The sequence below is a fragment of the Novosphingobium barchaimii LL02 genome (assembly GCF_001046635.1).
Taxonomy (GTDB): Bacteria; Pseudomonadota; Alphaproteobacteria; order Sphingomonadales; family Sphingomonadaceae; genus Novosphingobium; species Novosphingobium barchaimii.
On the sequence record NZ_KQ130454.1, the window covers coordinates 58,804 to 81,220 of the forward strand.

The following is a 22,417-nucleotide window of genomic DNA, read 5'->3' on the forward strand; positions in this document are numbered from 1 at the left end:
CCCTGACCCCGCCTCACCGTCGCTGACGGCGGGGCCGCAGCGCATCTCGCATCGCGAAGCTGGAACTGATCCGCGTCACCCCCGGCAGGCGTGAGAGGACTTCGCCGTGGATTGCCTCGTAGGCGGCCACGCTTTCCGTACGCAGGCGCAGCCAGTAATCCACATCGCCGGTCATCAGGAAGCATTCACGAACTTCCGGGCATTGGCGCACCGCATGTTCGAAGCGCGAAAGATAATCGTCGGTCTGCCGGTCGAGCGTGACCTGGACCAGGATGTCGACGCCGCGGTCATCGTCTTCATGCGGGCCCGTGATCACCGTGTAGCCGCGAATCACGCCGCGATCCTCAAGGATCTTGATCCGGCGCAGACAGGCCGAAGGCGACAGGCCCACGTCCTGCGCGATCTCGGAATTCGGACGCCGCCCGTCGACGCGCAGCAGGCGCAGGATGGCGCGATCGATGTTGTCGGGAGTCCATGACATGGTATTGCACACACTTCGCATGAAGTTGCAGGATACCGCACAATGTAGCGGATCATGCTGCTGTCTGGCAGAAAATTCGGTGGAGCATGCGATATGATCATCCATCCGGCCAGCGCCGGGAAAACAACGCGGGGGCTTTCGTGACGGCCGGTGCAGTCCTGACCATCGATTTTGAGGCTCTGGCCGCGAATTATCGCCTGCTCTGCCGGCAGGTCGCACCGGCGCGGGTGGCCGGCGTGGTCAAGGCGGACGGCTATGGCCTGGGCGCCGCCAACGTCGCCCGCACCCTGATCGACGCAGGCTGCCGCCACCTTTTCGTGGCGCTGCTGGGCGAAGCCGAGGCGCTGATGCCAGACCTGCCCGGCGACATTCCGCTTTATGTCCTCAACGGCCTGATGCCGGGCGCCGAGGCCCAGTGCCTGGCGATCGGCGCGATCCCGGTGCTCAATTCTCTCGACCAGGTGGAACGCTGGGCCGCGCTGGCCGCAGCGCGGGGGCGCGTGCTGCCCGGTGTGCTGCAGGTCGACACCGGCATGTCGCGCATGGGTATGCCGGCGGATGAGATCGACGCGCTGCTGGCCGCCCCCGGCCTCCTCGAACACATCGACCTGCGCCTCATCATGAGCCACCTGGCCTGCGCGGACGAGCCTGCCGACGCCGCCAACGCCGCGCAGGCAAGCCGCTTCGAGGCGATCACCGCGCGGTTCCCGCATGTGCCGCGCGCGCTGGACAACAGCGGCGGCGCGTTCCTGGCCCGCGGCCATTTCGACATCGTGCGCGCCGGAATCGCCCTGTACGGCGGTGCGCCCTCGGACGGGGCGAACCCGATGCAGGCCGTCATCGCCCTCGACGCGCGCATTGCCCAGTTGCGCACGGTCCCCGCCGGCACCGGCGTGGGTTACGGCCTGACCCATCACGTCACCCGCGAAAGCCGCATCGCCACGATCCCGGTGGGCTATGCCGATGGCTGGCCCCGCTGCCTGGGCAACCGGGGCAGCGCCTTCATCGCCGGCATCCGCGTGCCGGTGGTCGGCCGGGTGTCGATGGACAGTATCACCCTGGACGTGACCGAGGTTCCGCTTGAGCACCTTTATCCCGGTGCGCCGGTGGAACTGATTGGGCCGCACCAGACCCTTGACGCTGTGGCAGCGGATGCGGGCACGATCTCCTACGAAATCCTCACCCAGCTCAGCCGCCGGTACGAACGGGTCCATCTGCCCGCCCAAGCCCGCGTGCCCGACCGGAGCAGCGCAGCATGAAGATCGCGATTCTCGGCAGCGGCGTCATCGGGGTGACCTCGGCGTGGTATCTGGCGCAGGCGGGGCACGAGGTCGTCGTCGTCGACCGCCAGAGCGGCCCGGCGCTGGAAACCAGCTTTGCCAATGCGGGCGAGATTTCGCCCGGATATGCCTCCCCCTGGGCGGCGCCGGGCATTCCCATGAAGGCCGTGCGCTGGCTGATGATGCGCCACGCACCGCTGATCCTGCGCCCCCACGCGGACATGGCGATGCTGCGCTGGCTGACGGCGATGCTGGGCAACTGCAATGCCCGCGACTATGCGATCAACAAGAGCCGCATGGTCCGCCTCGCCGAATTCAGCCGCGACCGTCTGATCGAGCTGCGCACGGGCACCGGCATCAGCTACGACGAGCGCAGCCAGGGCACGCTCCAGTTATTCCGCGAGCAGAAGCAGCTTGACGGAGTGGGCAAGGATATCGCCGTGCTGAAGGCAGACGGCGTGCCGTTCGAGGTTCTCGACCCCGCCGGATGCGTGGCCGCCGAACCCGGCCTTGCCCATAGCGAGGTGCCGCTGGCGGGCGGTCTGCGCCTGCCGCACGACGAAACCGGAGACTGCTTCAAGTTCACCAATGCCCTTGCGCGAATGGCGGCGGCGCAGGGCGTGCGGTTCCTGAACGACACTGCGGTCACCCGGCTTGCCGTCGACGGCGGGCGGATTGCCCACGTAGAGATCGCCCATCCCGAAACTGGCGCCGGAAACCTTGTCGCCGACGCCTATCTGGTGGCGATGGGCAGCTATTCTCCGCAACTGGTGGCGCCGCTGGGCATTCGCCTGCCGGTCTACCCGGTGAAGGGCTATTCGATCACCGTGCCCATCGTGGACGAGGCGCGCGCGCCTGTCTCCACCCTGCTGGACGAAAGCTACAAGGTGGCGATCACCCGGTTGGGGGACCGTATCCGTGTTGGCGGCATGGCCGAGATTTCCGGCTTTACCAAGGACTTGCCGCCAGCCCGCCGGGCAACTCTGGAGCATTCGGCCGGCTCGCTGTTCCCCGGCGCCGGCGACATGTCGGCCGCATCGTTCTGGTGCGGACTGCGCCCGATGACGCCGGACAGCACACCGGTGATCGGGGCGACCAGGGTGCCCAACCTGTTTCTCAATACCGGCCACGGCACGCTGGGCTGGACGATGGCCTGCGGATCGGCCCACGTCATCGCCGATATCATCGCCGGGCGCACCCCCGCGATCGAGACGGCGGACCTTGCGATCAGCCGCTACCGTAATGCCGCTTAAACGCACCCAGCCGGACACGGCGACCACGCAAAAGGACCGACAATGACCATCACCCGTATCGACCAGGGCGCCCGCATGAGCGAGGCCGTGATCCACGGCGACACCATCTACCTCGCCGGTCAGGTGGGCGAAGAAGGCGCCAGCGTTACCGAGCAGACGAAGACCACCCTCGCCGAAATCGAGGCCCTGCTGGAGAAGACCGGCAGCAGCAAGGACCACCTGCTGATGGCCACGATCTGGCTGGCCGATATTGCCGACTTCGAGGAAATGAACGCCGTGTGGGATGCCTGGATCGCCGGCCACCCCGCCCCGGCCCGCGCCACCAGCGAAGGCAGGCTGGCCGCGCCCGGCTACAAGGTCGAGATCATCGTCACCGCCGCCAGGGCCTGACGCGGAACTTGCGCGGCGCCTCCTCGGGCCCGCGCGCCGTGCCGTCGGCACCGATCTTGACATTAATAACCATATAGGTTATATGCTGCGGCGTGACGGGTCGGGGGTGTGTAGCTGACACTCCATGCTCCCGGCGCGGCCGGCGTCCGGTGCGGACCGGACAAGCCGCAAATCAGGGATGCGTGGATGAACTTGAGGGTGTGCCCTCAGGGAAGAGGGCAAGAGTGCGAACCCGCCCCCTCACCCCCATGCACCGCAGGGTCGAGCTGGAAGTCCCACGAGGTCACGCCCCTTACCAGCCGTTCGCAGACAAAAGGCAGGGCCCAGCACTAGTCGCCTGATGCTGGCGACCAAACCCAGCGCCGGCCGCAGCCCGTCCGCTGAATTTCCCTGGCGTTACCCCGCGCTCGCCGGCGGGCAATGGCGCGCGGCGAAATTCCTCGTCTCAACCATCTTGAAATTATGATACGTTATCACATATCAATCTTTCAAGTTCCCAATCGAAAGACCGATATGACCGTTCAGACACCCGGCGCCCGCGTGGAAGGCATTCTGGACGGGTTCGCGGTCTGCGCCTCGTTCGCGTGCATGGTGCACTGCCTTGCACTGCCGCTGGTGCTGGCGGCGCTGCCCGCCGTGGCGGACCGGATCGACGCGGGCGAAGGCTTCCACGCGGTCGTCCTGCTGATCGCCTTGCCGACAAGCGCGCTGGCGCTGGTCGGGGGCTGGCGCCGTCACCGGGCTTTCGGTCCGCTGGTGGTCGGGATTGTAGGATTGCTGCTGATGGGCTTCGGACTGGTCTTCGCCGAGACGCATGCCCTGGAGACGGGGCTGACAGTCGCCGGCAGCCTGCTGCTTGCCGCAGCCCATATCGCCAACTGGCAGCGCCGCAGCGCGGTGCGCTGCGGCGGTTGAACCGGCTCCTCTAGAAGTCCAGCTTGGCGGTCAGGCGGATATCGCGGCCGGACAGCGGGGCGTAGTCCTTGAGGAACGAGGCCGCGCGGCGGGCCACCACGTCGAAGATGTTATTCGCCGAAAGCGCGAAGCTGATCGGCCGCTCAGTGCCCCAGGGACGCACGTTCACCTCGGCGTTGACCATGGTGTAACCGTCGGTCGGGGTCTCGAAATCGGATATCCGCTTCTGGTTGGTCACATGCTCCACTTCGCCGCGCAGGTCGAACTTGGGCGCCTGGAAGCTGAGGCCGCCCAGCACGCGCAGCGGCGGGATGCGCGGCGCCGGGCCGACGCTGACGATGTTGGCGTGGACGTAGTCGCCCAGCGCATCGGCGACGATCTTCGAATCCCCGAAGCGGGCCAGGGTCAGCGTGCCCTGCGCCTCGAACCCGTAATAGCGCGCATCGGCCTGGTACGACTGGTAGACCGGCAGGCCATCCTCCAGCGCGCCCGTCTGGCCTTCGTAGATGAAGTTCGAGAACCAGGTGTGATAGGCCGATGCCTCGAAGGTATAGTTCGTGCCCTTGCCGCGCAGGATCGCCTCGACGCCCCAGGACTTTTCGAGCTTGAAGTCGGGATTGCCGATTTCGAACGCCTCGGTTCCGGCATGGGGCCCATTGGCGAAAAGCTCCTCGGCGGAAGGCGCGCGTTCGGTGCGCGACAGGTTGAGGCCGACGCGCCAGTCATCCGACAGTGCATAGGATGCGCCCAGCGAGCCCGAGACCGCATCGAAAGTGCGGCTGCCGTCGAAGAACTGCGACTGGTCGGCAAGCGGGTTGGCGCTGAGGTTGGTATGCTCGTACCGCGCGCCGGCTTCTAACTTGAGCGCGCCGTAATCAAGCTGCTGAAGGGTGAAAAGGCCGACCTGGCTGGTCGAATTCTTCGGCAGGAAAGCCTCGTCGCCCACCACGTTGAAGTCGCGCGTGAACAGCTGGCCGCCGGTCACGCCGCGCCAGGCGCCCTGCTTGGCCTGGGTGAATTCCAGGCGGCCTTCCATGCCCTTGTTGTAGAACGCGGTGCCGACCGAGCCGTCTTCCTCCAGTTCGAAGTGCGAATAATCGGCATAGCCGAGCCGCATCGAGACCTTGTCGAGGAAGCCCGAGTTCACGTCGATCTCGGCGCGCGCATCGACGCGGTCCTGCTTGAGCTTGAGGCGCGGTGCTTCCTGCTCCTCGCCCGCCTGCGTCGCATAGCGCACCGGCACGCCGTAGAGGCTATCGTAATGGCCGTAGGAGACGCCGAAGTTGCCGCTGTCGCCGATGTAGGCGATGCCGGCCCCCGCGGTCCAGGTCTTGGCGGCGGTGTTGGGCAGCTTGCCCTTGATGCCTGCATTGGCGGCGAAGTCGATCGGCTCCGCGTCGGCGGGGTCGGCGGGCTGAAGGCTGGACGCCAGCGCCTCGCCCCGCAGCGCCGGTGTCAGCGCATGGCCGCCGATGCGCACGTCATCGCTCTTGAGGTAGCTGCCGTCCACATGGGCGACCCACTGCGAGGACAGGGGCACATCCACCGCACCCGAGAAGGAGCGTTCGTCCGCGGCCGAACCATAGCTTGCCAGCGCGCCGACGTGGACCGCCTCGGTGGGCACCTTGGTGGGGATGCGCTTGTCGATCACGTTGACGACACCGCCGATGGCGGACGAACCGTAGAGCAGCGACTGCGGCCCGCGCAGCACCTCGATCCGCTCTGCCAGCAGCGGGTTGACGACGACGGCGTGGTCCACCGACGTGTTCGACACATCGATCGAACCGATGCCGTCGGTCAGGATGCGTACGCGCTCACCCTGCAGGCCGCGCAGCACCGGGCGCGAGGCGCTGGGGCCGAACGAGGTGGCCGAAACGCCGGGCTGGTGCTGCAGGGTCTCCCCGATGGAGGGGCGAAGCGACTGCGTCAGTTCGCTGCCCTGCACAACCGCCACGCTGGAAAGCATGTCCTGCCGATTGGTGGGCAGGACCCCGGTGACGACGATCTCGCTGCCCTGCCCGGCGTGGTAGGGATCGTCCTTCTTGGAAGTTGCCGCCGCATCCGCACCTGTGTCACTCGTTTCAGCGTAAGCAGCGGCAGGGAGCAGGACAGCGGCAAGCGCGCAGCCGGAAAGCAATCGAAACCTCATGGGGAACCTCGAACGTAATGGAATAACATATCTGAGTAGGCGCGAACGGGGGAGGACTCGCGCTTTCGTCGCGCTTACACCCTGCAATGATACGTTACAACATCATTTCCGTATTGTTGCCAAATTCATGCTGCACCTGCGAGGACAGCCGTTACGGTTGCGCGATTTGCCATCCGCTGTCATAGGCTCCGGCCGCTTGCGCTCAGAAGGAAATTCACGCCATGTCCGCCGTGCAGGCCATTGGTATCGATTTCGGCACCACCAATTCGGTAGCCGCGCTGGCGACAGCGGATGGTGAGGCCAGCCTCGTCGAATTTCGCGCCCCCGGCGGCTCCGCCTCGGTGTTCCGCACGGCGCTCTGTTTCTGGCAGGATCCGGACGTTCGCGGCGGCCTGATGTCGGGCATCGCCCATGAGGCCGGGCCTTGGGCGATCTCGGAATTCCTCGACTTCCCGCAGGGCAGCCGCTTTCTCCAGTCGTTCAAGTCGGTGGCGGCGAACCCGCTGTTCGATCAGGCGACCATTTTCGAAAAGCGTCTGCGCTTCGAGGAACTGGGCCGCGTGTTTCTGGAGCACCTGATCGCGCACGGCGGCGCCGCGCTGAAGACCCTGCCGGAGCGCGTGGTTGTCGGCCGTCCGGTCCGCTACGTCGGTTCGCGCCCGGACGAGGCTCTGGCGCGCACGCGTTACGATGCGATGTTCGGGATGCTGGGGCGCGAGGTTCATTACGTCTACGAACCGCTCGGCGCCGCCTATGGTCACGCCTCGAAGCTGGAAGAAGCGGCGACATTGCTGGTGGCCGATTTCGGCGGCGGCACCAGCGATTTCTCGATCGTGCGGGTCGATGCCCCCGGCGCGGCGCGGCGCTGCGTGCCGCTAGGGTCGGCGGGTATCGGCATCGCCGGCGACCGCTTCGACTTTCGCATCATGGACCGCCTCGTCCTGCCTATGCTCGGCAAGGGCAGCACCTACCGCTCGTTCGACAAGGTGCTGGAAATCCCCGACGGCCACTTCACCGATTTCGGCGACTGGTCGCGCCTTGCTCTGATGCGCAACCGGCGCACGCTGGCGGAACTGGCGCGGCTACAGCACAGCGCCACCGATCCCGCCACCATCGGGCGCATGATCGCGGTGGTGGAGAACGAACTGGGCTATCCGCTCTACGAAGCGGTCGGCCGCCTCAAGCGCACCTTGTCGAGCCAGAGCCACGCGGCGTTCCGGTTTGAGAGCGACGACCTGACCATCGAGGCCGAAGTCAGCCGCGCCGAATTCGAAAGCTGGATCGCGCCGGACCTTGCGCAGATCGCCGAAACGCTCGACACCGCCCTAGCCAGCGCGGGCCTGCGCGCGGATCAGATCGACCGGGTGTTCCTGACCGGCGGCTCCTCGCTGATCCCCGCCGTGCGCGCCTTGTTCGAGCAGCGATTCGGCTCCGGCCGCATCGACAGCGGCAACGAGCTGACCTCGATCGCGCATGGCCTCGCCCTGATCGGACAGGCGGACGAACTGGCCGAGTGGACCGTCGCGGTTTAGCCATCACGGCGCCTCGGATCAGGGCCGGATCAGTATCACGGCCCCGAATTGCTTCCCCTGTGTGTCTGACAGGCGTTTTTGCGCGCTCCCGGCTCGACAACGGCGGCGTAACCGTGTTTGGGGGCACAGCGCTGGCCAATCGCTACGGCGATGCGCCCCCGGACGACTGAGGACAGGACTGGATAATGGACGAGAACCTTCGCCGCGCGGCACTTGATTACCACCTCCACCCGCGCCCGGGTAAGCTGGCGATCGAGCCCACCAAGCGCATGGTAAACCAACGCGACCTCGCGCTGGCCTACTCGCCCGGCGTCGCCGCGCCTTGCATGGAGATCGCCGCGGACCCGTCCAAGGCGCTGGACTATACCGCGCGCGGCAATCTCGTCGCGGTCATCACCAACGGCACCGCCGTGCTGGGCCTTGGCGCGATCGGCGCGCTGGCATCCAAGCCGGTGATGGAAGGCAAGGCCGTCCTGTTCAAGAAGTTCGCGGACATCGACGTCTTCGACATCGAGGTCGACACCACCGACCCCGAAAAGTTCATCGAGGCGGTGGCCCTGCTCGAACCGACGTTCGGCGGCATCAACCTCGAAGACATCAAGGCCCCGGAATGCTTCGCCATCGAGGCCGCGCTGAAAGAGCGCATGAACATCCCGGTGTTCCATGACGACCAGCACGGCACCGCCATCACCGTGGCCGCCGCCGTGCGCAACGCGCTGGTGCTGCAGGGCAAGACGCTGGCCGACGCGCGCCTCGTCACCTCGGGCGCGGGCGCTGCGGCGCTGGCCTGCGTCGACCTGCTGGTGACGATGGGCCTGCCGATCGAGAACATCACGCTGACCGACAAGGACGGCGTCATCCATTCCGGCCGCGAAGGCATGCTGCCCAACATGGCCCGCTATGCCCGCGCCACCGACGCGCGCTCGCTGCCCGAGGTTCTGCCCGGCGCCAGCGTGTTCCTGGGCCTGTCCGCGCCCGGCGTGCTGAAGCCGGAATGGCTGCCGCTGCTGGCCCCCAATCCGCTGATCTTCGCGCTGGCCAACCCGGAGCCGGAAATCCGCCCGGAAATCGCCCGCGAAATCCGCCCCGACGCGATCATCGCCACCGGCCGGTCGGACTATCCCAACCAGGTCAACAACGTCCTGTGCTTCCCCTACATCTTCCGCGGCGCGCTGGACGTGGGCGCGACGCAGATCAACGAGGCGATGAAGGCCGCCGCCGCCGAGGCGATCGCCGCCCTCGCCCGCATTCCCGCCGATGACAGCGTGGCCCAGGCTTACGGCGGCCGCCGTCTGGTGTTCGGTCCCGAATACATCATCCCCACCCCGTTCGACCCGCGCCTGATCGCCGAGATCGCCCCCGCCGTCGCCAAGGCGGCGATGGACAGCGGTGTCGCGACGCGCACGGTCGATCTGGCCGAATACAAGCGCTCGCTGGCCAGCCTCAACACGCGCTCGGCGCAGGTCATGCTGCCGGTTTTCCAGGCCGCGCGCGGCGCCGGCAAGCGCGTTGCCTACGGCGAGGGCGAGGACGACCGCGTGCTGCGCGCGGTGCAGGATGCCCTGCACGAAGGCATGGTGCGCCCTACCCTGGTCGCCCGGCGCCGTATCCTCGAACAGAAGCTGCCGGAACTGGGGCTCCAGTTCAAACTCGACGAGGACGTCGACGTGGTCGACCCCGAAACCGATCATGAACTGATGAACGAGCTGGTCGAGGGATACCGCGCCGTCGCCGCGCGCAAGGGGGTGCCCGCCGCCGAAGTGCTGCGCCACGCCTATCGCCGCCCGACCATAACCGCCGCCATGCTGCTGCGCCTGGGTCACGTCGATGCGGCGCTGGTGGGCGGCAATTCGGAGTACTGGGGCCAGGTCGAACACGTCCTGCGCATCATCGACCGCACCCAGCCCCACGGCCGCGTCTATGCGCTGTCGGGCCTGATCCTCGATGCCGGCGCGCTGTTCATCACCGACACCCACATGGTTCCCGATCCCACCGCCGAACAGGTGGCGGAGATGAGCGTGCTGGCCGCTGCCGCCGTGCGCCGCTTCGGGCTGGAGCCGCGCGTGGCGCTGCTGTCGCACTCAAACTTCGGCTCCTCACACAGCCCCAGCGCACGCAAGATGCGGGCCGCGGCGGCCATGGTCCGCGCCTCGGCGCCGGACCTGCTGGTGGACGGCGAAATGCATGCCGATGCCGCGCTTAGCCAGGCGCTGCGCGACAAGCTGGTGCCCGACAGCCGCTTCGAAGGTGCGGCCAACCTGCTGGTCATGCCCAATCTGGACGCTGCCAACATCACCCTGACGGCGCTTTCCGCATCGTCCAGCTCGCCCACCATCGGGCCGATGCTGCTGGGCCTCGCGCAGCCGATCCATGTCCTGTCGCCAGGCGTCACCGCGCGCGGCATCCTCAACCTGACCAGCATCGCGGTCAGCGGCGTGGACGACGACGCCGAGGACTGAAACTGAAACGACGAACGGGCCAATCCGGGGTGGTCGCACCACCCCGGATTGGCCCGCGACTGCACTGCTCGCGAAAGGAGAGTGCAGCCTTAACCCGGCGATCAGTGCTTGGTCACTGTCACTTCATCAAGCGCCTCGCCCGTCGCGGTGAAAGCGCGGTAGATCAGCTTCTGCTGGTCCACGTCGATCACCTGATACGCCTGCGTGCGCGAGGCCGATTTTTTCGCCCAGGGCAGCGAGCCAACATCGTACATCTTCGGCCCCGCCACCGAGACGGCGTATGTCGAACCGGCATCGTCCGTGGTGGGACCGTCCGGGCCGATCGCGCCGCGTGCATAGCCATGGTCGTGGCCCTGCAGGACGAGGTCGACCTTGTACTTGTCGATCAGCGGTTTCAGCGCCGCGCGGACCTTGGGGTTGTCGCGGCCCGGCTCGCTTGAGAACAGCGGGAAGTGCAGGAACAATACCGTCCAGCGGCTGGGGTTCTTTGCCAGCAGGCCGTCCAGCCACTTCACGATCGCCTTCTGTGCGACGGGATCGCGGTCGACCTGCATCGAATCGATCGAGATCAGGCGCAGGCCCTGGTAGTCGGTATACCAGTTCGTCTCGCGGCTGGCGGGCACGTCCACCGGGCCGTTTTCCGGCAGGGTGAACTGGCGGCGCCACTGGCCGTTGATGGACGAACCGGCGCGGGCCTTCTCGTCCTTGACGTATTCGTGGTTGCCCGGCGTCGGCATCTGCGGCGTCTGGCCATACAGGAACCCGCCCGAGGCGAACCATTCGCCCCATTCGGCATCGCTGTCGTGCTTGTTGATGAGATCGCCCGCGTGGATCACGAAGGCCGCGTCCCCTGCGTGCCGGAAAGCCATGCGCAAGGTGCGCGAGGCTTCGGACAGGATCTGGTTTTGCATGTCGCCCATGTAGATGAAGCGGAACGACGCGTTCGTCTTTGCTGCGGTGTGGAACTGCAGCCACTCGGACCAGTGCGTGCCGTCGCCCACGCGGTAAGCGTAGACGGTGTCCGGCTCCAGCCCCTTGAGCACGGCGGAGTGGTAGGCGGCGCGAAACGCCGGGTCCTCGCGTACGGCCAGCATGGCATCGTCGGTCACGGCGGCCAGCGTCATGGGCGACTTCACGAAGTCCGGGCTGCTGGTGGCCTTGGCATATTCCACCTGTCCGGCCAGCCCCGGCGCCGAACGCCAGGTCACGGCCATCTCGGTCGCCGGGTCGGCGGTGAGGTTGAGGATGACTCGCTCCGGCGTCACGCTTGCCGGGGCGAGCGGGGCCGGGGCGGCGGGGGCATCAGCCGCCCCCACCGCTGCGAAGGGAAAAGCAGCGCCCAGAAGCAGGGCGCCGGCAAGGATCGTCTTCATATCAATTCCCTTAGAAGATCGCGTTGAAGCCGACCGAAATGGTCCGCCCGTTCTTCACGTAGCCCCGGCTGGCGCCTTGCCCCGATGACACGGTTTCCCAGTACGTATGCGCATCGAAGAGGTTCTGGACCTGAAGCTGCACCGACGACTTCTTGAGGAAGGTCTTGCGAAACGTCAGGTCGACGAAGCTATAGGCCTGCTCATACGGGTTATTGCCGAAGTCGTTGATGCCGCCCATGAACTTGGACTGGTAGTTCCAGGCGCCGTAGATTTCGAAGCCCTTGTGCTCCCAGAACAGCTGGAGGTTGACGATGTTGTCCGGCGTTTCCATCAGCGGCAGGGTGTAGCCTTCCGGGTGCCACGATAGGCCGGTCACCGCCTTGGATCGTTGCATGGTCACGTTTCCGCCCACACCCAGTCCGCCAAGCAGGCCGGGCAGCCAGTGGAGCTGCTGCTGGACGCTCACTTCCACGCCGTAGACTTCCGCCCACTTGCCGTTGTTGGGCATGGAAATCGCCACGCCGGAAGGGTCTACGTTCTCACCCAGCGTTCCGTCGCGGATGTTGCTGGACGAGGAGCGGAACAGGAAGTTGGTGATGTGCTTGTAGAACAGCGCGACCGAATAGGCCCCGCTGTTGCCGGCATAATGCTCCAGCGACATGTCCAGGTTGACCGAACGCATCGGCTTGAGGTTCGGGTTACCCTGCTGGATCGCCAGTAGCACCCAGTCGGAGGTGGGGTTCTGCGTGCCGTCGCCATCGGGATCGACATCGTAGGCATATTCGCGCGCGGAACTCATGCGGGCGATATCGGGACGGGCGAAGCTGGTCCACACCGCGCCGCGCAGCTTGGTACGGTTGTCGAAGTCGTAGTTGACGTGGACCGAGGGCAGCACATTGGTGAAGCTGGAACGGTCGGTGGTGTAGCGCATGCCCAGCACCTGATCGAGGTTGTATGCCTCGATCTTGTTGCGCGTGGTTTCGACGCGGACGCCGGCGATGACCTGCGCCTTGCCGAAGCGCGCTGTGGCCATCGCATAGCCGGAGACCACCCGCTCGTTGAAGCGGAAGCTGTCCTCGTCGGACAGCGTGGCTTTCGAGGGATCGACCGCGAAACCGTCAAAGATCGTGCTGTTGCCGTCCTTGGCGCCTTGCAGCTCGGCCAGCATCTTCTCGTTATCGATGGTAGTGCCCAGCTGGTATTCGCCGGAATAGGCGCCGCCGAACAGGCTGGTCACGTCCTTGCCGTAGAAGTCGGAGAAATCGGCAAGGGTGCCGTCCGCATCGAGGTTGAGGAACGACCCCTGATAAGTGCGGCGCTGCGAATCGTAGAACTTGCCGCCGGTCTTGATCGAATCCAGCCACGCAATGTCCGGCTTCCACGTTACGTTGAACTGGGCCTGCCACAGCTTCTCGCTGCTGCCGCCCACTTCGCCTTCAAGACTGCTGAAGGCATATTGCGACGGGTCCTGCACACCCGCCATGCCGGCATCGGTGAGCAGCCATTTGGGGAAACGCGCGTCCGCTGAACTGTCGAAGTACACGCCCTCGTTGCCCAGCCAACCGTACTTGTCGCTGCGGAACTCCATGGTGTAGCCGTCGTCGAGGTTGTCCTTCGACTGCGAGTAGGAGACGTCATAGTCGATCGTCACCGTGCCTAGCCGCGACACGCCGCCCACATTGGCGGAAGCCAGGTTGCCGGTTTCATTGGTCGCTTCCCAGAACCGACGCAGGCGGAAGCCCTGCGGGTCCCAGGTGCCCGATCCGCCGTTGAGCGTGTAGAACGACTTGGCCGAACGGTCTGCGTCGGTAATCCGGCCATCGCCGTCCCGGTCGACGATCTGGCCCACGGTATAGCCGTAGATATTGCCCAGCTTGGCGTCCTGACCGATGATGTTGTCATCGGGCTGACCCAGGCTGGTATCGTCGGCATTGACTTGCGACAGGCGCGCCGAATTTTGGCTGGTGTCGTTGCGGAAGTTCAGCCGGTTGAGGAATTCCTTCTTTTGATACTGGTTGTACTGCCCGCGAACGTGGAAATCGTGGTTGTCCGAGCGATAGTCCAGGCTGGTGTTGCCGCCCCAGCGCTTCACGTCGGTCTCGCCGAAGCCCAGGTCCATGCCGCGCATCACGAAGTGGTCGGGGTCCCAGCCCAGCGTCTGGCTGTCCGAATACCATGTGTCGGGCTGGTTATCGCCGTCCACGCCGTTCTTCTCGAATTGCGACTTGCGGCGGCTGTAGCTGCCCGACACGAAGATGCCGAAGTTGTCGCTGAACTGGCGCGAGAAGGCACCAGAAAGCTGACCGTATTTACGGTGGTCGAACTTGTCGAGCATGCCGCCTTCGCCGGACAGACGAAAGTAGGTAGGGTCCTGATCGAAGGCCGTCGGCGTGGAAATGTCGATCGAGCCGCCCAGTGCGTCGCCGTCGCGGTCGGGCGTCAGGGTCTTGTAGACGGTGATCTGCTTGATCCCGTCAGGCGGCAGGACGGAAAGGCGCACACCGCGATAGAAGTTGTTGTCGCGCGACCCCGCGCCGCCCAGACGCACGCCGTTGATCGAGTAGTTGTTCAGTTCGGTGGAAAGGCCGCGCACCGTGATGCGGTCGCCCTCGCCGGTGCTGGCGCTGCGCACCGCGTTGACGCCAGGGAGGCGCGCAAGCGCTTCCGACACGTTGTTGGCGGGCAGCTTGCCCATGTCGTCGGCGGTGATGCTGTCCGAGACCATGTCGCTCTTGCGCTTGGTCTCCAGCGAACGCTGCACCGCCGCAACGTAGCCGGTAACGACGATCTCGCCCTCGGCGATCTCCTCGGCAACTTCGGCATTACGGGCCGCGCGGGCCTTGGGGCGCTTGTCGGATCGCGGCGCTTCGGCGCTCATCGCGGCGGGCCGGGCTTTGGCGGCCAGAGGCTTGACGATGATCGTGCTGCCCCGGCGCTGCGTATCGACATTGGCGCCGCCCACAAGCTGGATAAGCGCCCGCTCGGCCGACATCGTGCCCGATACCGCCTGGCTACGCCGACCGCGCAGCGCCTCGGGCGAAGCCGCGACGGCTACGCCGGTAACACGCGAATATTGCTGCAGAGCGCGCGCCAGGTCCTGCGCGGGAATGGAAAAAGCGAAGCTGCGCTCGGCAGCGGCATGAGCCTGCGGCGACGCGGCCATACCCCCGGCAAGCGTCGCAAAAGCAATCGCCAGTGCCGAGGCACGGGCGACAGGCTTGGTCAGACGAAACATATAAGAATTACCCCTAATTCATAAACCGATCATGGGGCAGACGGAGTTCAGTTCCCAAACCCGACAAATATTTTTTCTTACATTTCCGTGTATTATTGATGAATTTCTTGTGACACTCGCGATCCGCTCCGGTTCGGCAAAGCCGCCTCATAGACCGTTCGAGAGTGGGCTGGTGCCGCATTCAAAATGCGCTCTTCTGCGCATTTTCAAACGGTCTCTTAACGCGACAGCACGTAGCGGCCGCCCTTTTCCCGCCAGCGTAGATCGTGGATCGCCGCGATCGCGTCGAGCACGTCCGCCGGACGGTCGGTCTGGAAGCGGCCGGTCACCAGCAGTTCGCCCAGCGCCGGATCGGACAGTACCACAGGCCGGGCGGACGTGCGGTTCAGCCGCTGGACAAGTTGCAGCACCGGCGTGTCGTTCGCCTCGTACCATCCCTTGGTCCAACCGGGGCGCTGCCCGGTTACGCCGCGCAAGCTGCGCACCCGCTCACCCGATACTTCAAGGCCGCTGCCCGCCGGCAGGCGCCATTGACGACCGGCCCCTGCATCCACGCTGACCAGCCCGCGATAGACCTGCACGACATGGGTGTCATCGTCGAGCCGGTCGACGTCGAAAGCCGTGCCAAGCACCGAAACGCTGGCGCCGCCGGTATCGACCGAGAAGCCGCGCAGCCGTTCATGCGCAACGTCGAAGAACGCCTCGCCAGCTTCCAGCGCGACATGGCGCGACCATGGCGTGATCCGCACCGCAATGCGCGTGGCGCCGTTCATGCGGATCGTCGAACCGTCCGACAGGGCTACAATCCGCGTCGCTCCGCGCGGCGTTGCGAAGGCGGCTTCCTCCACCATCAGGCGCGGCGCAAGGACCATAGCCAGCACGAGTGCCATCACGGCAACACCCAGCCCTGCCCGGCGGCTTGCGAAAACCTGCCGCCATGCATGGCCCGGTCGGCAGTCGTCATCGTTCGAGGCGACAGGCTCGTTCGCAGCCACAAGCGTCTCGCCGCTGCCCTTGAGGGCGCAATGCAGCCCTTCCGACTGCCAGATAGCACTTAGCCGGGCATAGGCTTCGACATGGCGCGGGTCCTTCAGGATCCAGCGGTCGAACTCGGCCGCCATCTCGGCGTCCTGCACAGGCCGGCTCATGCGGTCGATCCAGCGGGCGGCCTGCCAGTCGATATCGTGGAATTCGCTGCCCATCAGTCGTGCCCCACCAGATCGACGCCGGCCAGTTCAAGCGCCTTGCGCAAGTCAATCATTCCGCGCGTGATATGCTTTTCGACGGCCTTGGCGCTGATCGCAAGGTCTTCGCCGATGGAACGGCAGCTTTCCTGGTTGAGGCGCCGCCGGATCAGGACCTCGCGCCGTAAAGGCGGCATCCGCCGCAGGCAGCGGTTGAACACGTCGACCGCGCGGCGGGAATCGAGCACCCGGTCCATCGACGGTTCCTCGCTCTGCCACTCATCGTCCACCTCGTCGGAGAGACGCCGTTCGCGGCGGTGCATGTCGGTGAGCAAGTTGTCGGCAATGCGGAAAGCCAGCGCGAAAATGCTGCCGATCTGCTGCATTCGTCCCAGTTCGACCAGCCGGGCGACGGTCTCTTGCGCGATGTCGTCCGCGATGTCGTGGCGCCCGCTACGACTCCGAACATAGCGCTGAACAGCGGTCTGCACCGCGTCCCACCCGTCCTCGCGCGGCACAGTTCCGGGCGTCGCCTCCAAATCTCTGATCGACGACAGCACGCGAACCCCCAAACCCCGGAAAGCCGCGCTGGTTAATGACAGCTCATGACAGTTTCACGATAGCGGCCCCGCAGGATGCATTTGAACAGCGCGGGGGGCTTACGATGCGTCTTCCGGGCCACGCCGCGATCTTTTCAAGGCCTCTTTCAACCGGCCGCGATCCACCGTGTACGGCGAAAACCCTGCGTAACGGCCCGGACGCAGCCACAGTCCCGTGACCAGCCCCATCGAACCAGCGCTTAGGGTCGACCAAGCCACGCTGACCAGCGGCATCATCGCGGCGGCGGCGGCGAGGATCACGATGTCGATCGACAACTGGGTGCGGCCGATGTTCCACCCCCGCTTGCGGCTGAGCCACACTGTGACGACGCCGATGCCGCCCACGCCGGTCCCGTGGCGTACGAAGGCAAGTGTCCCCATCCCCAGCAGACAACCCGCGCCGATGGCGGCCAAGGCCGGATCGCGGACTTGCAATTCCAAAGTATGGCCAACCGCAATCGACAATGACGCTATCGCCGCACTGCCTGCAACGGTGCGCAGCGTGAAAAGCGATCCCATGGCGCGGAAAGCCAGCACCAGGAACGGCAGGTTCAGCAGCGCGAAGAGCAGGCCCGGAGGGAATTGCAGATCGCGCGGCAGATAATGCCCCACCAGCAGCGCGACGCCCGCCATGCCGCCCGTCACCAATCCCGCCGCGTTCAGGATCGCAAGACCCAGCGCGATCAGCAAGCCGCCGACCAGCAGCGCCAGAGCATCCTCGAAGGTGCCGTGCGGACGCTCGCTCGTTGCCATCACGCGCCCCTGCGGTTTGAGCGCGGCACGGGAATGCGCTGCAGCCCAGGCCGCGAACCATTAATGGTAATAGAAGTCATGCTTTTGCGCATAGCATGTGTAGCGGCGCCTGGCTGATCGAAAAATGCGCCGATACGCATTTTCGTTACCGCGCTTTAGAAATAGATATCAATATAGTCCGTCAGCCCGTCGCACCATTCAAACTCGCGCAGGCGGTAATAATCGCGGTTCTGGGTGACGGCGAAGTGCCAGCTCTTGGTCTTCTTGCAGGAGCGGCCCTTGTCGGGCGTGTCCGTGATCTCGATAGTGCCGTCGAAGGTGAAATAGCCGGCGCCGACCTCGCTGATCGTGCCGTCAAGGAACAGGCGACCCGGCCCGCCCGCCTGGGCCTGCGCTCCGCGCAGCCGCAGGGTGTCGCCGTCGCGCCGGACATAAGCGGTGCCGCGCGTGTTCCAGTCCAGCCATTGCAGGGTCAGGCCCTTGTTGGCCAGCAGGCGCTGCTCTCCGGCGCGGTCAAGCACCCGGGTGGGCTCTGCGATCGGCGCCGGCGGAGTAACCGCCTCGTCGGCGCGGACCGGCAGTGCGATGGTGGAAAGCAGCAGGCCGGTCAGCGCAGGCAGCAGGGTCGAATTCAGGATTCGGGCAGACATGTCAGCGAGGCTAACCAAACAGATCCCGCTTGGCCAGCCCATCCCCGATGTGCAAAGGCGGCGCCCTCGGCCCGGGCCCCTCAGTCCTGGACTTTCTTGCGCTCGGCCGCGACGCGCAGGACCAGGTAGCCCGCCAGCGCCGAAACCAGCGATCCGCCCAGCACCCCGATCTTCACTTCGTCGATCAGCAGCGGATCGCTGAACGCCAGTCCGCCCACGAACAGGCTCATGGTGAAGCCGATGCCGCACAGCAGGCACATGCCGTAAGTCTGCAGCCAGGTCGCCCCGCCGGGGCGCTGGGCGATGCCGAAACGCGCGCAGAGCCACACGGCCAGGAACACACCCAGTTGCTTGCCCAGGAACAAGCCGCCCGCCACGCCCAGCGGCAGCGGGGCGACGAGATGCTCCATGCCCAGCCCCTTCAGCGAGACACCGGCATTGGCGAACCCGAACAGCGGCACGATGCCGAAGGCGACCCACTTGTGCAGGCCGTGCTCCAGCCGGTGCAGCGGCGATTCCGCGCTGTCGGGCGCGCCAGGGGTCACGCGGATCGGGATCAGGCTGGCCGCCAGCACGCCCGCGATCGTCGCGTGGACGCCCGAAAGCAGCACCGCCAACCATAGCAGTACGGCAAGGCCGAGGTAGGGCCACAGCTTCTGCACGCCCACACGGTTGAGCACGAACATCACGCCCATGATGATTGCAGCAGCCAGCAACGCCGGGCCGTGGATGCCGCTGGTATAGGCCAGCGCGATCACGGCGACAGCGCCCATGTCGTCAACGATGGCGACGGTAGTAAGGAACAGCTTGAGCGAGGCCGGCACACGGCTGCCAAGTATCGCCATAACTCCGATGGCAAAGGCGATGTCGGTAGCCGCCGGGATCGCCCAGCCGCGCGCCAGCCCGGGCACCGGCCCTGCGATCGCGAGGTAGATCAGCGCGGGAACGATCATGCCGGCCGTCGCGGCGATGGCCGGGAGGCCGCGGTCCGCCCAACTGGAGAGATGTCCGTCGACGAACTCACGCTTGATCTCCAGCCCGACCAGCAGGAAGAACAGCGCCATCAGCCCGTCGTTGATCCAATGCGCCAGCGACATCGGCCCGGCCATCAGATGCAGGGTATGAAAATACGTGTCGGCCAGCGGACTGTTGGCGACGACAAGCGCCAGAGCCGCAGCCCCCATGAGCAGGATACCGCCCGAAGCCTCGCTACGCAGAAATGCGCGCAGTGCGGATGGCGGGCGCTTGGAAATCATCATGGTGGCTGGTGCGTCCCTTTGTCGTGCGGCCACAGCTTCATGGCGCATCCAGCGCGGAGCGCAAGGCGGTGGACCCGCGGCCGTTCGTTCAGGATATGAAGAAGCGGCTGAGGCCCATGGCTTTCAGGCCACGTCGATAGGTCATCGAACTCATGTCCGCCGGAATATGCGCCTCCATCATCGGATCAAGCGGCAGGCACTCGGGCATCTGCACCTCGACGATCGCCTTGTCCTCCTCGAACACGCGCAAGTTGAAATCGTAGACGTCCTGAACCGGCAGATCGGTGTCGAAATTGCGTGCCATCGGTGCGAACAATCGAGTCACCCGGGCCGAAACCGGCGAAGCGGCATTCATGATGACCAGCCGGTCCTTGCCGGGGAAATGGATTTCCAGCGTGGCGGTGAATGGCAGGTGGCAGCGGAAATGCCGCAGCCAGTCGAAGTCCGGCACGCCCTTGCCTTCGACCCCGATCGGATAGTTGCCGACCGTGCTCCAATATTCGGCATCGAAGCCGTAGCCTGTCACTTTCGTCTTGTAGGCCGGGACTTCGGTATTGTTCACATCGCCGAACGTGTCGGTGTGCACGAACGCGAAATGCGCGACATCGAGGAAACCCTCCATCTGGCGCCCGGCGAAACCGTTGATATCGATCCAGGGGCAGACGATCTGCTGGAAAGCCGGCTCGTCCCAGTGCGGCATGTCGACGATGGCGCCCTGTGCCGGCTCGTCCGCATCGGGCAGCAGGCAGGTCCAGATCAGGCCATAGCGCTCCACGCTGGGGAAGGTTTTCAGGTGCAGGCGCGCGGGGATGTCTTTGGCGGGATGTGCGGGCACATGGGTGCAGCGCCCCCCGGCCCCGAAGCGCAGGCCGTGATAGGCGCAGACCACGCCACCTTCGGCCTGCGTTCCAAGGCTCAACGGCACGCCGCGATGCGGGCAGATGTCGGGCGCGACGACCACTTCGCCGTCCGCCTTGTAAATGACGAGGACCTGGTCGAGCAGCCTGGTGCCGATAGGCGCATCGCCCACCTCCCGCGCCAGTGCCACGGGATACCAGTGACGGGCCAGGATCGCCCAGTCCTCAGGTTCAAAAGTGCAGCCGCGCGGCAGGATGATCTCGTCGTGAGGGTTCACGAGTAGTGCAGTAGCCATAATTATTCTCTCGCAATCGATGGAACGACCGCTGACTGATTTGACCCGCTCCATCAAACGCAATGATTTGCATATCGCGTTGCAAAAATTAGAGCGCTACGGAAAAATCCCTCGAATTGAGCCAATCGCGCAGGCCCGGAGCGCGATCGCTTTTGCCGGAAACGTCGACATGCGCCGGCGCTCGTCCGGCAGCCATCCCGAATTATTCTGGCAATTCGCACCCCCATGATCCAACGGGAGCGGCATCAATTTCCGCCGCGCCCCACAATCAGGTGACCAGTTTCACGAGCCGCCGCCTGCTAAGGCGATGTTACCTTCGCAAGCCCGTTGAATGCTTACGAATTCCTTGAGGCAATGATCCAGTGCAAGTCAGTAAATTCCAGCCCGACCTTTTTCTGCGCGACTATTGGCAGAAGAAGCCGCTGCTGATCAAAAACCCGTGGGCCTCGTGGACCAATCCGCTGGAGCCGGACGAACTGGCGGGCCTGGCCTGCGAAGAGGGCATCGAATCCCGCCTCATCACGCAAGATCATGGCGCCCTGGCCCTTGAGCACGGCCCCTTTGCCGAGACGCGCTTTGGCGAGCTGGGCGGGGCTCCGTGGACCCTTCTCGTCCAGGCGGTCGATCATCACGTGCCTGAAGTCAGCGCTTTGCTCGACTCGTTTCGCTTCATTCCCAATTGGCGCATCGACGACGTCATGGTGAGCTACGCCGTTGACCAGGGCGGCGTGGGCGCGCACTTCGATCAGTATGACGTATTCCTGATCCAGGGCCTTGGAAAAAGACGCTGGCAGGTTGGCGCACCGTGCGACGATCGGACCGAACTGCTGCCGCACGACGACTTGCGCCTGCTCGCCAGCTTTGAGGCTACGCAGGAGTGGGTCCTCGAACCCGGCGATATCCTTTACGTGCCGCCCGGCATCCCGCACAACGGCATTGCCATCGGCGACGATTGCATGACCTACTCCATAGGCTTTCGCGCGCCGTCGCGCGATGAACTGGTCGTCCAATGGACGGAGCATCTGCTGGACCAGTCGGATAGCGACCTCCACTATGCCGACCCTGACTTGGCCTTGCAGAAAAACCCCGGTGAGATCGCGCCTGAAGCGCTCGCCGGTCTGCACGCGATGATCACCGAGAAACTTCAGGACCGCGAGGCGTTCGCACGGTGGTTCGGCCAGTACAACTCGATGCCCAAGAACCTCGATATCGACTGGGCGCCGGAAGTTCCCATCGATGCCGCCGATCTTCACGCGCTGGTTTCCGCTCCGGTTTTCCTGACCCGCAACCCCGCCAGCCGATTTTCCTTCGTCCGCGAGAGCGCCGGGTCGGTGGTGTTGTTCGTCGATGGCCATTCGTACCCTTGCGCGGGCGAGTGTGCCCTGTTCGCCGAACGCCTGTGCGCAATTGATGAGATCACGGTCGGTCCCGATGACCTCAAATCCCCGTCGACGGTCGCCGTCATCGTGGCGCTGCTCAACCTCGGCAGTATTGAGATCGTTGACGAGGACTGAAATCCAGCACTTTTCGATCTCCCCGGCAGTCAATGCCCATGCACGCAAGCATGGGCGCAGCTATCCGGTGATCTCGTCGCGTGTCGATCCTTCACATCCCGTAGAGTAAGCCCAAAGCTCCCGTTTCATTTCGATGTCGATCGGTTTGGGAAACAAGGAGGACGCCTTCACTCAGCGCGCGATGCCGGCCCCGCTCTAATAAACGCAGCACCTCGTCCATTTAATGGCAATGGACGGC

General features: G+C 65.2%; 18 protein-coding genes. 8 read left to right on the top strand and 10 right to left on the bottom strand.

Features of this window, described 5'->3' with window-relative positions; all coding sequences use genetic code 11:
* Positions 1 to 13: 13 nt before the first annotated feature.
* Entirely contained in the window at positions 14 to 481 is a 468-nt protein-coding gene (locus tag V474_RS10810) for an Lrp/AsnC family transcriptional regulator (RefSeq protein ID WP_059151555.1), read from the bottom strand.
* Positions 482 to 567: 86 nt separating this feature from the next.
* On the opposite strand from V474_RS10810, the gene alr reads away from it, so the two are divergent.
* The 4 genes from alr to V474_RS10830 all read left to right on the top strand — a co-directional run bounded on the left by alr (position 568) and on the right by V474_RS10830 (position 4,319).
* Entirely contained in the window at positions 568 to 1,740 is a 1,173-nt protein-coding gene (gene alr, locus V474_RS10815; protein ID WP_201786027.1) for an alanine racemase, read from the top strand.
* Entirely contained in the window at positions 1,737 to 3,014 is a 1,278-nt protein-coding gene (locus V474_RS10820; protein WP_059151556.1) for a D-amino acid dehydrogenase, read from the top strand. The genes alr and V474_RS10820 overlap by 4 nt, the downstream gene beginning before the upstream one ends.
* Positions 3,015 to 3,056: 42 nt before the next feature.
* Positions 3,057 to 3,404, top strand: a complete 348-nt coding sequence (locus V474_RS10825; RefSeq protein WP_059151557.1) for a RidA family protein — start codon at positions 3,057 to 3,059, stop codon at positions 3,402 to 3,404.
* A 513-nt stretch (positions 3,405 to 3,917) separates the two neighbouring features.
* On the top strand, positions 3,918 to 4,319 hold the full coding sequence (locus V474_RS10830) for a MerC domain-containing protein (RefSeq protein WP_059151558.1): 402 nt from the start codon (positions 3,918 to 3,920) through the stop codon (positions 4,317 to 4,319).
* Positions 4,320 to 4,329: 10 nt separating this feature from the next.
* Here V474_RS10830 and V474_RS10835 read toward each other — a convergent pair whose 3' ends face one another.
* Entirely contained in the window at positions 4,330 to 6,468 is a 2,139-nt protein-coding gene (locus tag V474_RS10835) for a TonB-dependent receptor (RefSeq protein WP_059151559.1), read from the bottom strand.
* 221 nt (positions 6,469 to 6,689) lie between these two features.
* On the opposite strand from V474_RS10835, the gene V474_RS10840 reads away from it, so the two are divergent.
* Positions 6,690 to 8,000: an Hsp70 family protein gene (locus V474_RS10840; RefSeq protein WP_059151560.1), complete on the top strand. Its 1,311-nt coding sequence runs from the start codon at positions 6,690 to 6,692 to the stop codon at positions 7,998 to 8,000.
* A 185-nt stretch (positions 8,001 to 8,185) separates the two neighbouring features.
* Complete coding sequence (locus V474_RS10845; protein ID WP_059151561.1) at positions 8,186 to 10,459, top strand: NADP-dependent malic enzyme; 2,274 nt, start codon at positions 8,186 to 8,188, stop codon at positions 10,457 to 10,459.
* A 101-nt stretch (positions 10,460 to 10,560) separates the two neighbouring features.
* Here the strand turns inward: V474_RS10845 and V474_RS10850 are convergent, their stop codons facing one another.
* The 8 genes from V474_RS10850 to V474_RS10885 all read right to left on the bottom strand — a co-directional run bounded on the left by V474_RS10850 (position 10,561) and on the right by V474_RS10885 (position 20,665).
* Positions 10,561 to 11,832 carry a purple acid phosphatase family protein gene (locus tag V474_RS10850; protein ID WP_059151562.1) on the bottom strand — a complete coding sequence of 424 codons (1,272 nt, stop codon included), beginning with the start codon at positions 11,830 to 11,832 and terminating at the stop codon, positions 10,561 to 10,563.
* 10 nt (positions 11,833 to 11,842) lie between these two features.
* Entirely contained in the window at positions 11,843 to 15,067 is a 3,225-nt protein-coding gene (locus V474_RS10855) for a TonB-dependent receptor (RefSeq protein ID WP_082699743.1), read from the bottom strand.
* Positions 15,068 to 15,285: 218 nt separating this feature from the next.
* Entirely contained in the window at positions 15,286 to 16,269 is a 984-nt protein-coding gene (locus V474_RS10860) for a FecR family protein (RefSeq protein WP_059151563.1), read from the bottom strand.
* Positions 16,269 to 16,811 carry an RNA polymerase sigma factor gene (locus tag V474_RS10865; protein ID WP_169795060.1) on the bottom strand — a complete coding sequence of 181 codons (543 nt, stop codon included), beginning with the start codon at positions 16,809 to 16,811 and terminating at the stop codon, positions 16,269 to 16,271. Before V474_RS10865 ends, V474_RS10860 begins: the two co-directional genes overlap by 1 nt.
* Before the next feature lie 99 nt (positions 16,812 to 16,910).
* Positions 16,911 to 17,603 carry a YitT family protein gene (locus V474_RS10870; RefSeq protein ID WP_059151565.1) on the bottom strand — a complete coding sequence of 231 codons (693 nt, stop codon included), beginning with the start codon at positions 17,601 to 17,603 and terminating at the stop codon, positions 16,911 to 16,913.
* Between the two features lie 155 nt (positions 17,604 to 17,758).
* Positions 17,759 to 18,253, bottom strand: a complete 495-nt coding sequence (locus V474_RS10875) for a hypothetical protein (protein WP_059151566.1) — start codon at positions 18,251 to 18,253, stop codon at positions 17,759 to 17,761.
* Between the two features lie 80 nt (positions 18,254 to 18,333).
* On the bottom strand, positions 18,334 to 19,512 hold the full coding sequence (nhaA, locus tag V474_RS10880; protein ID WP_148649365.1) for a Na+/H+ antiporter NhaA: 1,179 nt from the start codon (positions 19,510 to 19,512) through the stop codon (positions 18,334 to 18,336).
* Between the two features lie 88 nt (positions 19,513 to 19,600).
* On the bottom strand, positions 19,601 to 20,665 hold the full coding sequence (locus V474_RS10885) for an aromatic ring-hydroxylating oxygenase subunit alpha (RefSeq protein ID WP_059151567.1): 1,065 nt from the start codon (positions 20,663 to 20,665) through the stop codon (positions 19,601 to 19,603).
* Positions 20,666 to 20,684: 19 nt separating this feature from the next.
* On the opposite strand from V474_RS10885, the gene V474_RS25570 reads away from it, so the two are divergent.
* Positions 20,685 to 20,894 (top strand): hypothetical protein, encoded by a 210-nt coding sequence (locus V474_RS25570; protein WP_148649366.1) that lies wholly within the window; start codon positions 20,685 to 20,687, stop codon positions 20,892 to 20,894.
* A gap of 133 nt (positions 20,895 to 21,027) precedes the next feature.
* Positions 21,028 to 22,179 (top strand): cupin domain-containing protein, encoded by a 1,152-nt coding sequence (locus V474_RS10890; protein WP_059151568.1) that lies wholly within the window; start codon positions 21,028 to 21,030, stop codon positions 22,177 to 22,179.
* Positions 22,180 to 22,417 lie beyond the last annotated feature (238 nt).

Bases quoted from the DNA above. Each gene is read 5' to 3' on its own strand.
- V474_RS10810 (WP_059151555.1), bottom strand. From the start codon at position 481: ATGTCATGGACTCCCGACAACATCGATCGCGCCATCCTGCGCCTGCTG.
- alr (WP_201786027.1), top strand. From the start codon at position 568: ATGCGATATGATCATCCATCCGGCCAGCGCCGGGAAAACAACGCGGGG.
- V474_RS10820 (WP_059151556.1), top strand. From the start codon at position 1,737: ATGAAGATCGCGATTCTCGGCAGCGGCGTCATCGGGGTGACCTCGGCG.
- V474_RS10825 (WP_059151557.1), top strand. From the start codon at position 3,057: ATGACCATCACCCGTATCGACCAGGGCGCCCGCATGAGCGAGGCCGTG.
- V474_RS10830 (WP_059151558.1), top strand. From the start codon at position 3,918: ATGACCGTTCAGACACCCGGCGCCCGCGTGGAAGGCATTCTGGACGGG.
- V474_RS10835 (WP_059151559.1), bottom strand. From the start codon at position 6,468: ATGAGGTTTCGATTGCTTTCCGGCTGCGCGCTTGCCGCTGTCCTGCTC.
- V474_RS10840 (WP_059151560.1), top strand. From the start codon at position 6,690: ATGTCCGCCGTGCAGGCCATTGGTATCGATTTCGGCACCACCAATTCG.
- V474_RS10845 (WP_059151561.1), top strand. From the start codon at position 8,186: ATGGACGAGAACCTTCGCCGCGCGGCACTTGATTACCACCTCCACCCG.
- V474_RS10850 (WP_059151562.1), bottom strand. From the start codon at position 11,832: ATGAAGACGATCCTTGCCGGCGCCCTGCTTCTGGGCGCTGCTTTTCCC.
- V474_RS10855 (WP_082699743.1), bottom strand. From the start codon at position 15,067: ATGTTTCGTCTGACCAAGCCTGTCGCCCGTGCCTCGGCACTGGCGATT.
- V474_RS10860 (WP_059151563.1), bottom strand. From the start codon at position 16,269: ATGGGCAGCGAATTCCACGATATCGACTGGCAGGCCGCCCGCTGGATC.
- V474_RS10870 (WP_059151565.1), bottom strand. From the start codon at position 17,603: ATGGCAACGAGCGAGCGTCCGCACGGCACCTTCGAGGATGCTCTGGCG.
- V474_RS10875 (WP_059151566.1), bottom strand. From the start codon at position 18,253: ATGTCTGCCCGAATCCTGAATTCGACCCTGCTGCCTGCGCTGACCGGC.
- nhaA (WP_148649365.1), bottom strand. From the start codon at position 19,512: ATGATGATTTCCAAGCGCCCGCCATCCGCACTGCGCGCATTTCTGCGT.
- V474_RS10885 (WP_059151567.1), bottom strand. From the start codon at position 20,665: ATGGCTACTGCACTACTCGTGAACCCTCACGACGAGATCATCCTGCCG.
- V474_RS25570 (WP_148649366.1), top strand. From the start codon at position 20,685: ATGGAACGACCGCTGACTGATTTGACCCGCTCCATCAAACGCAATGAT.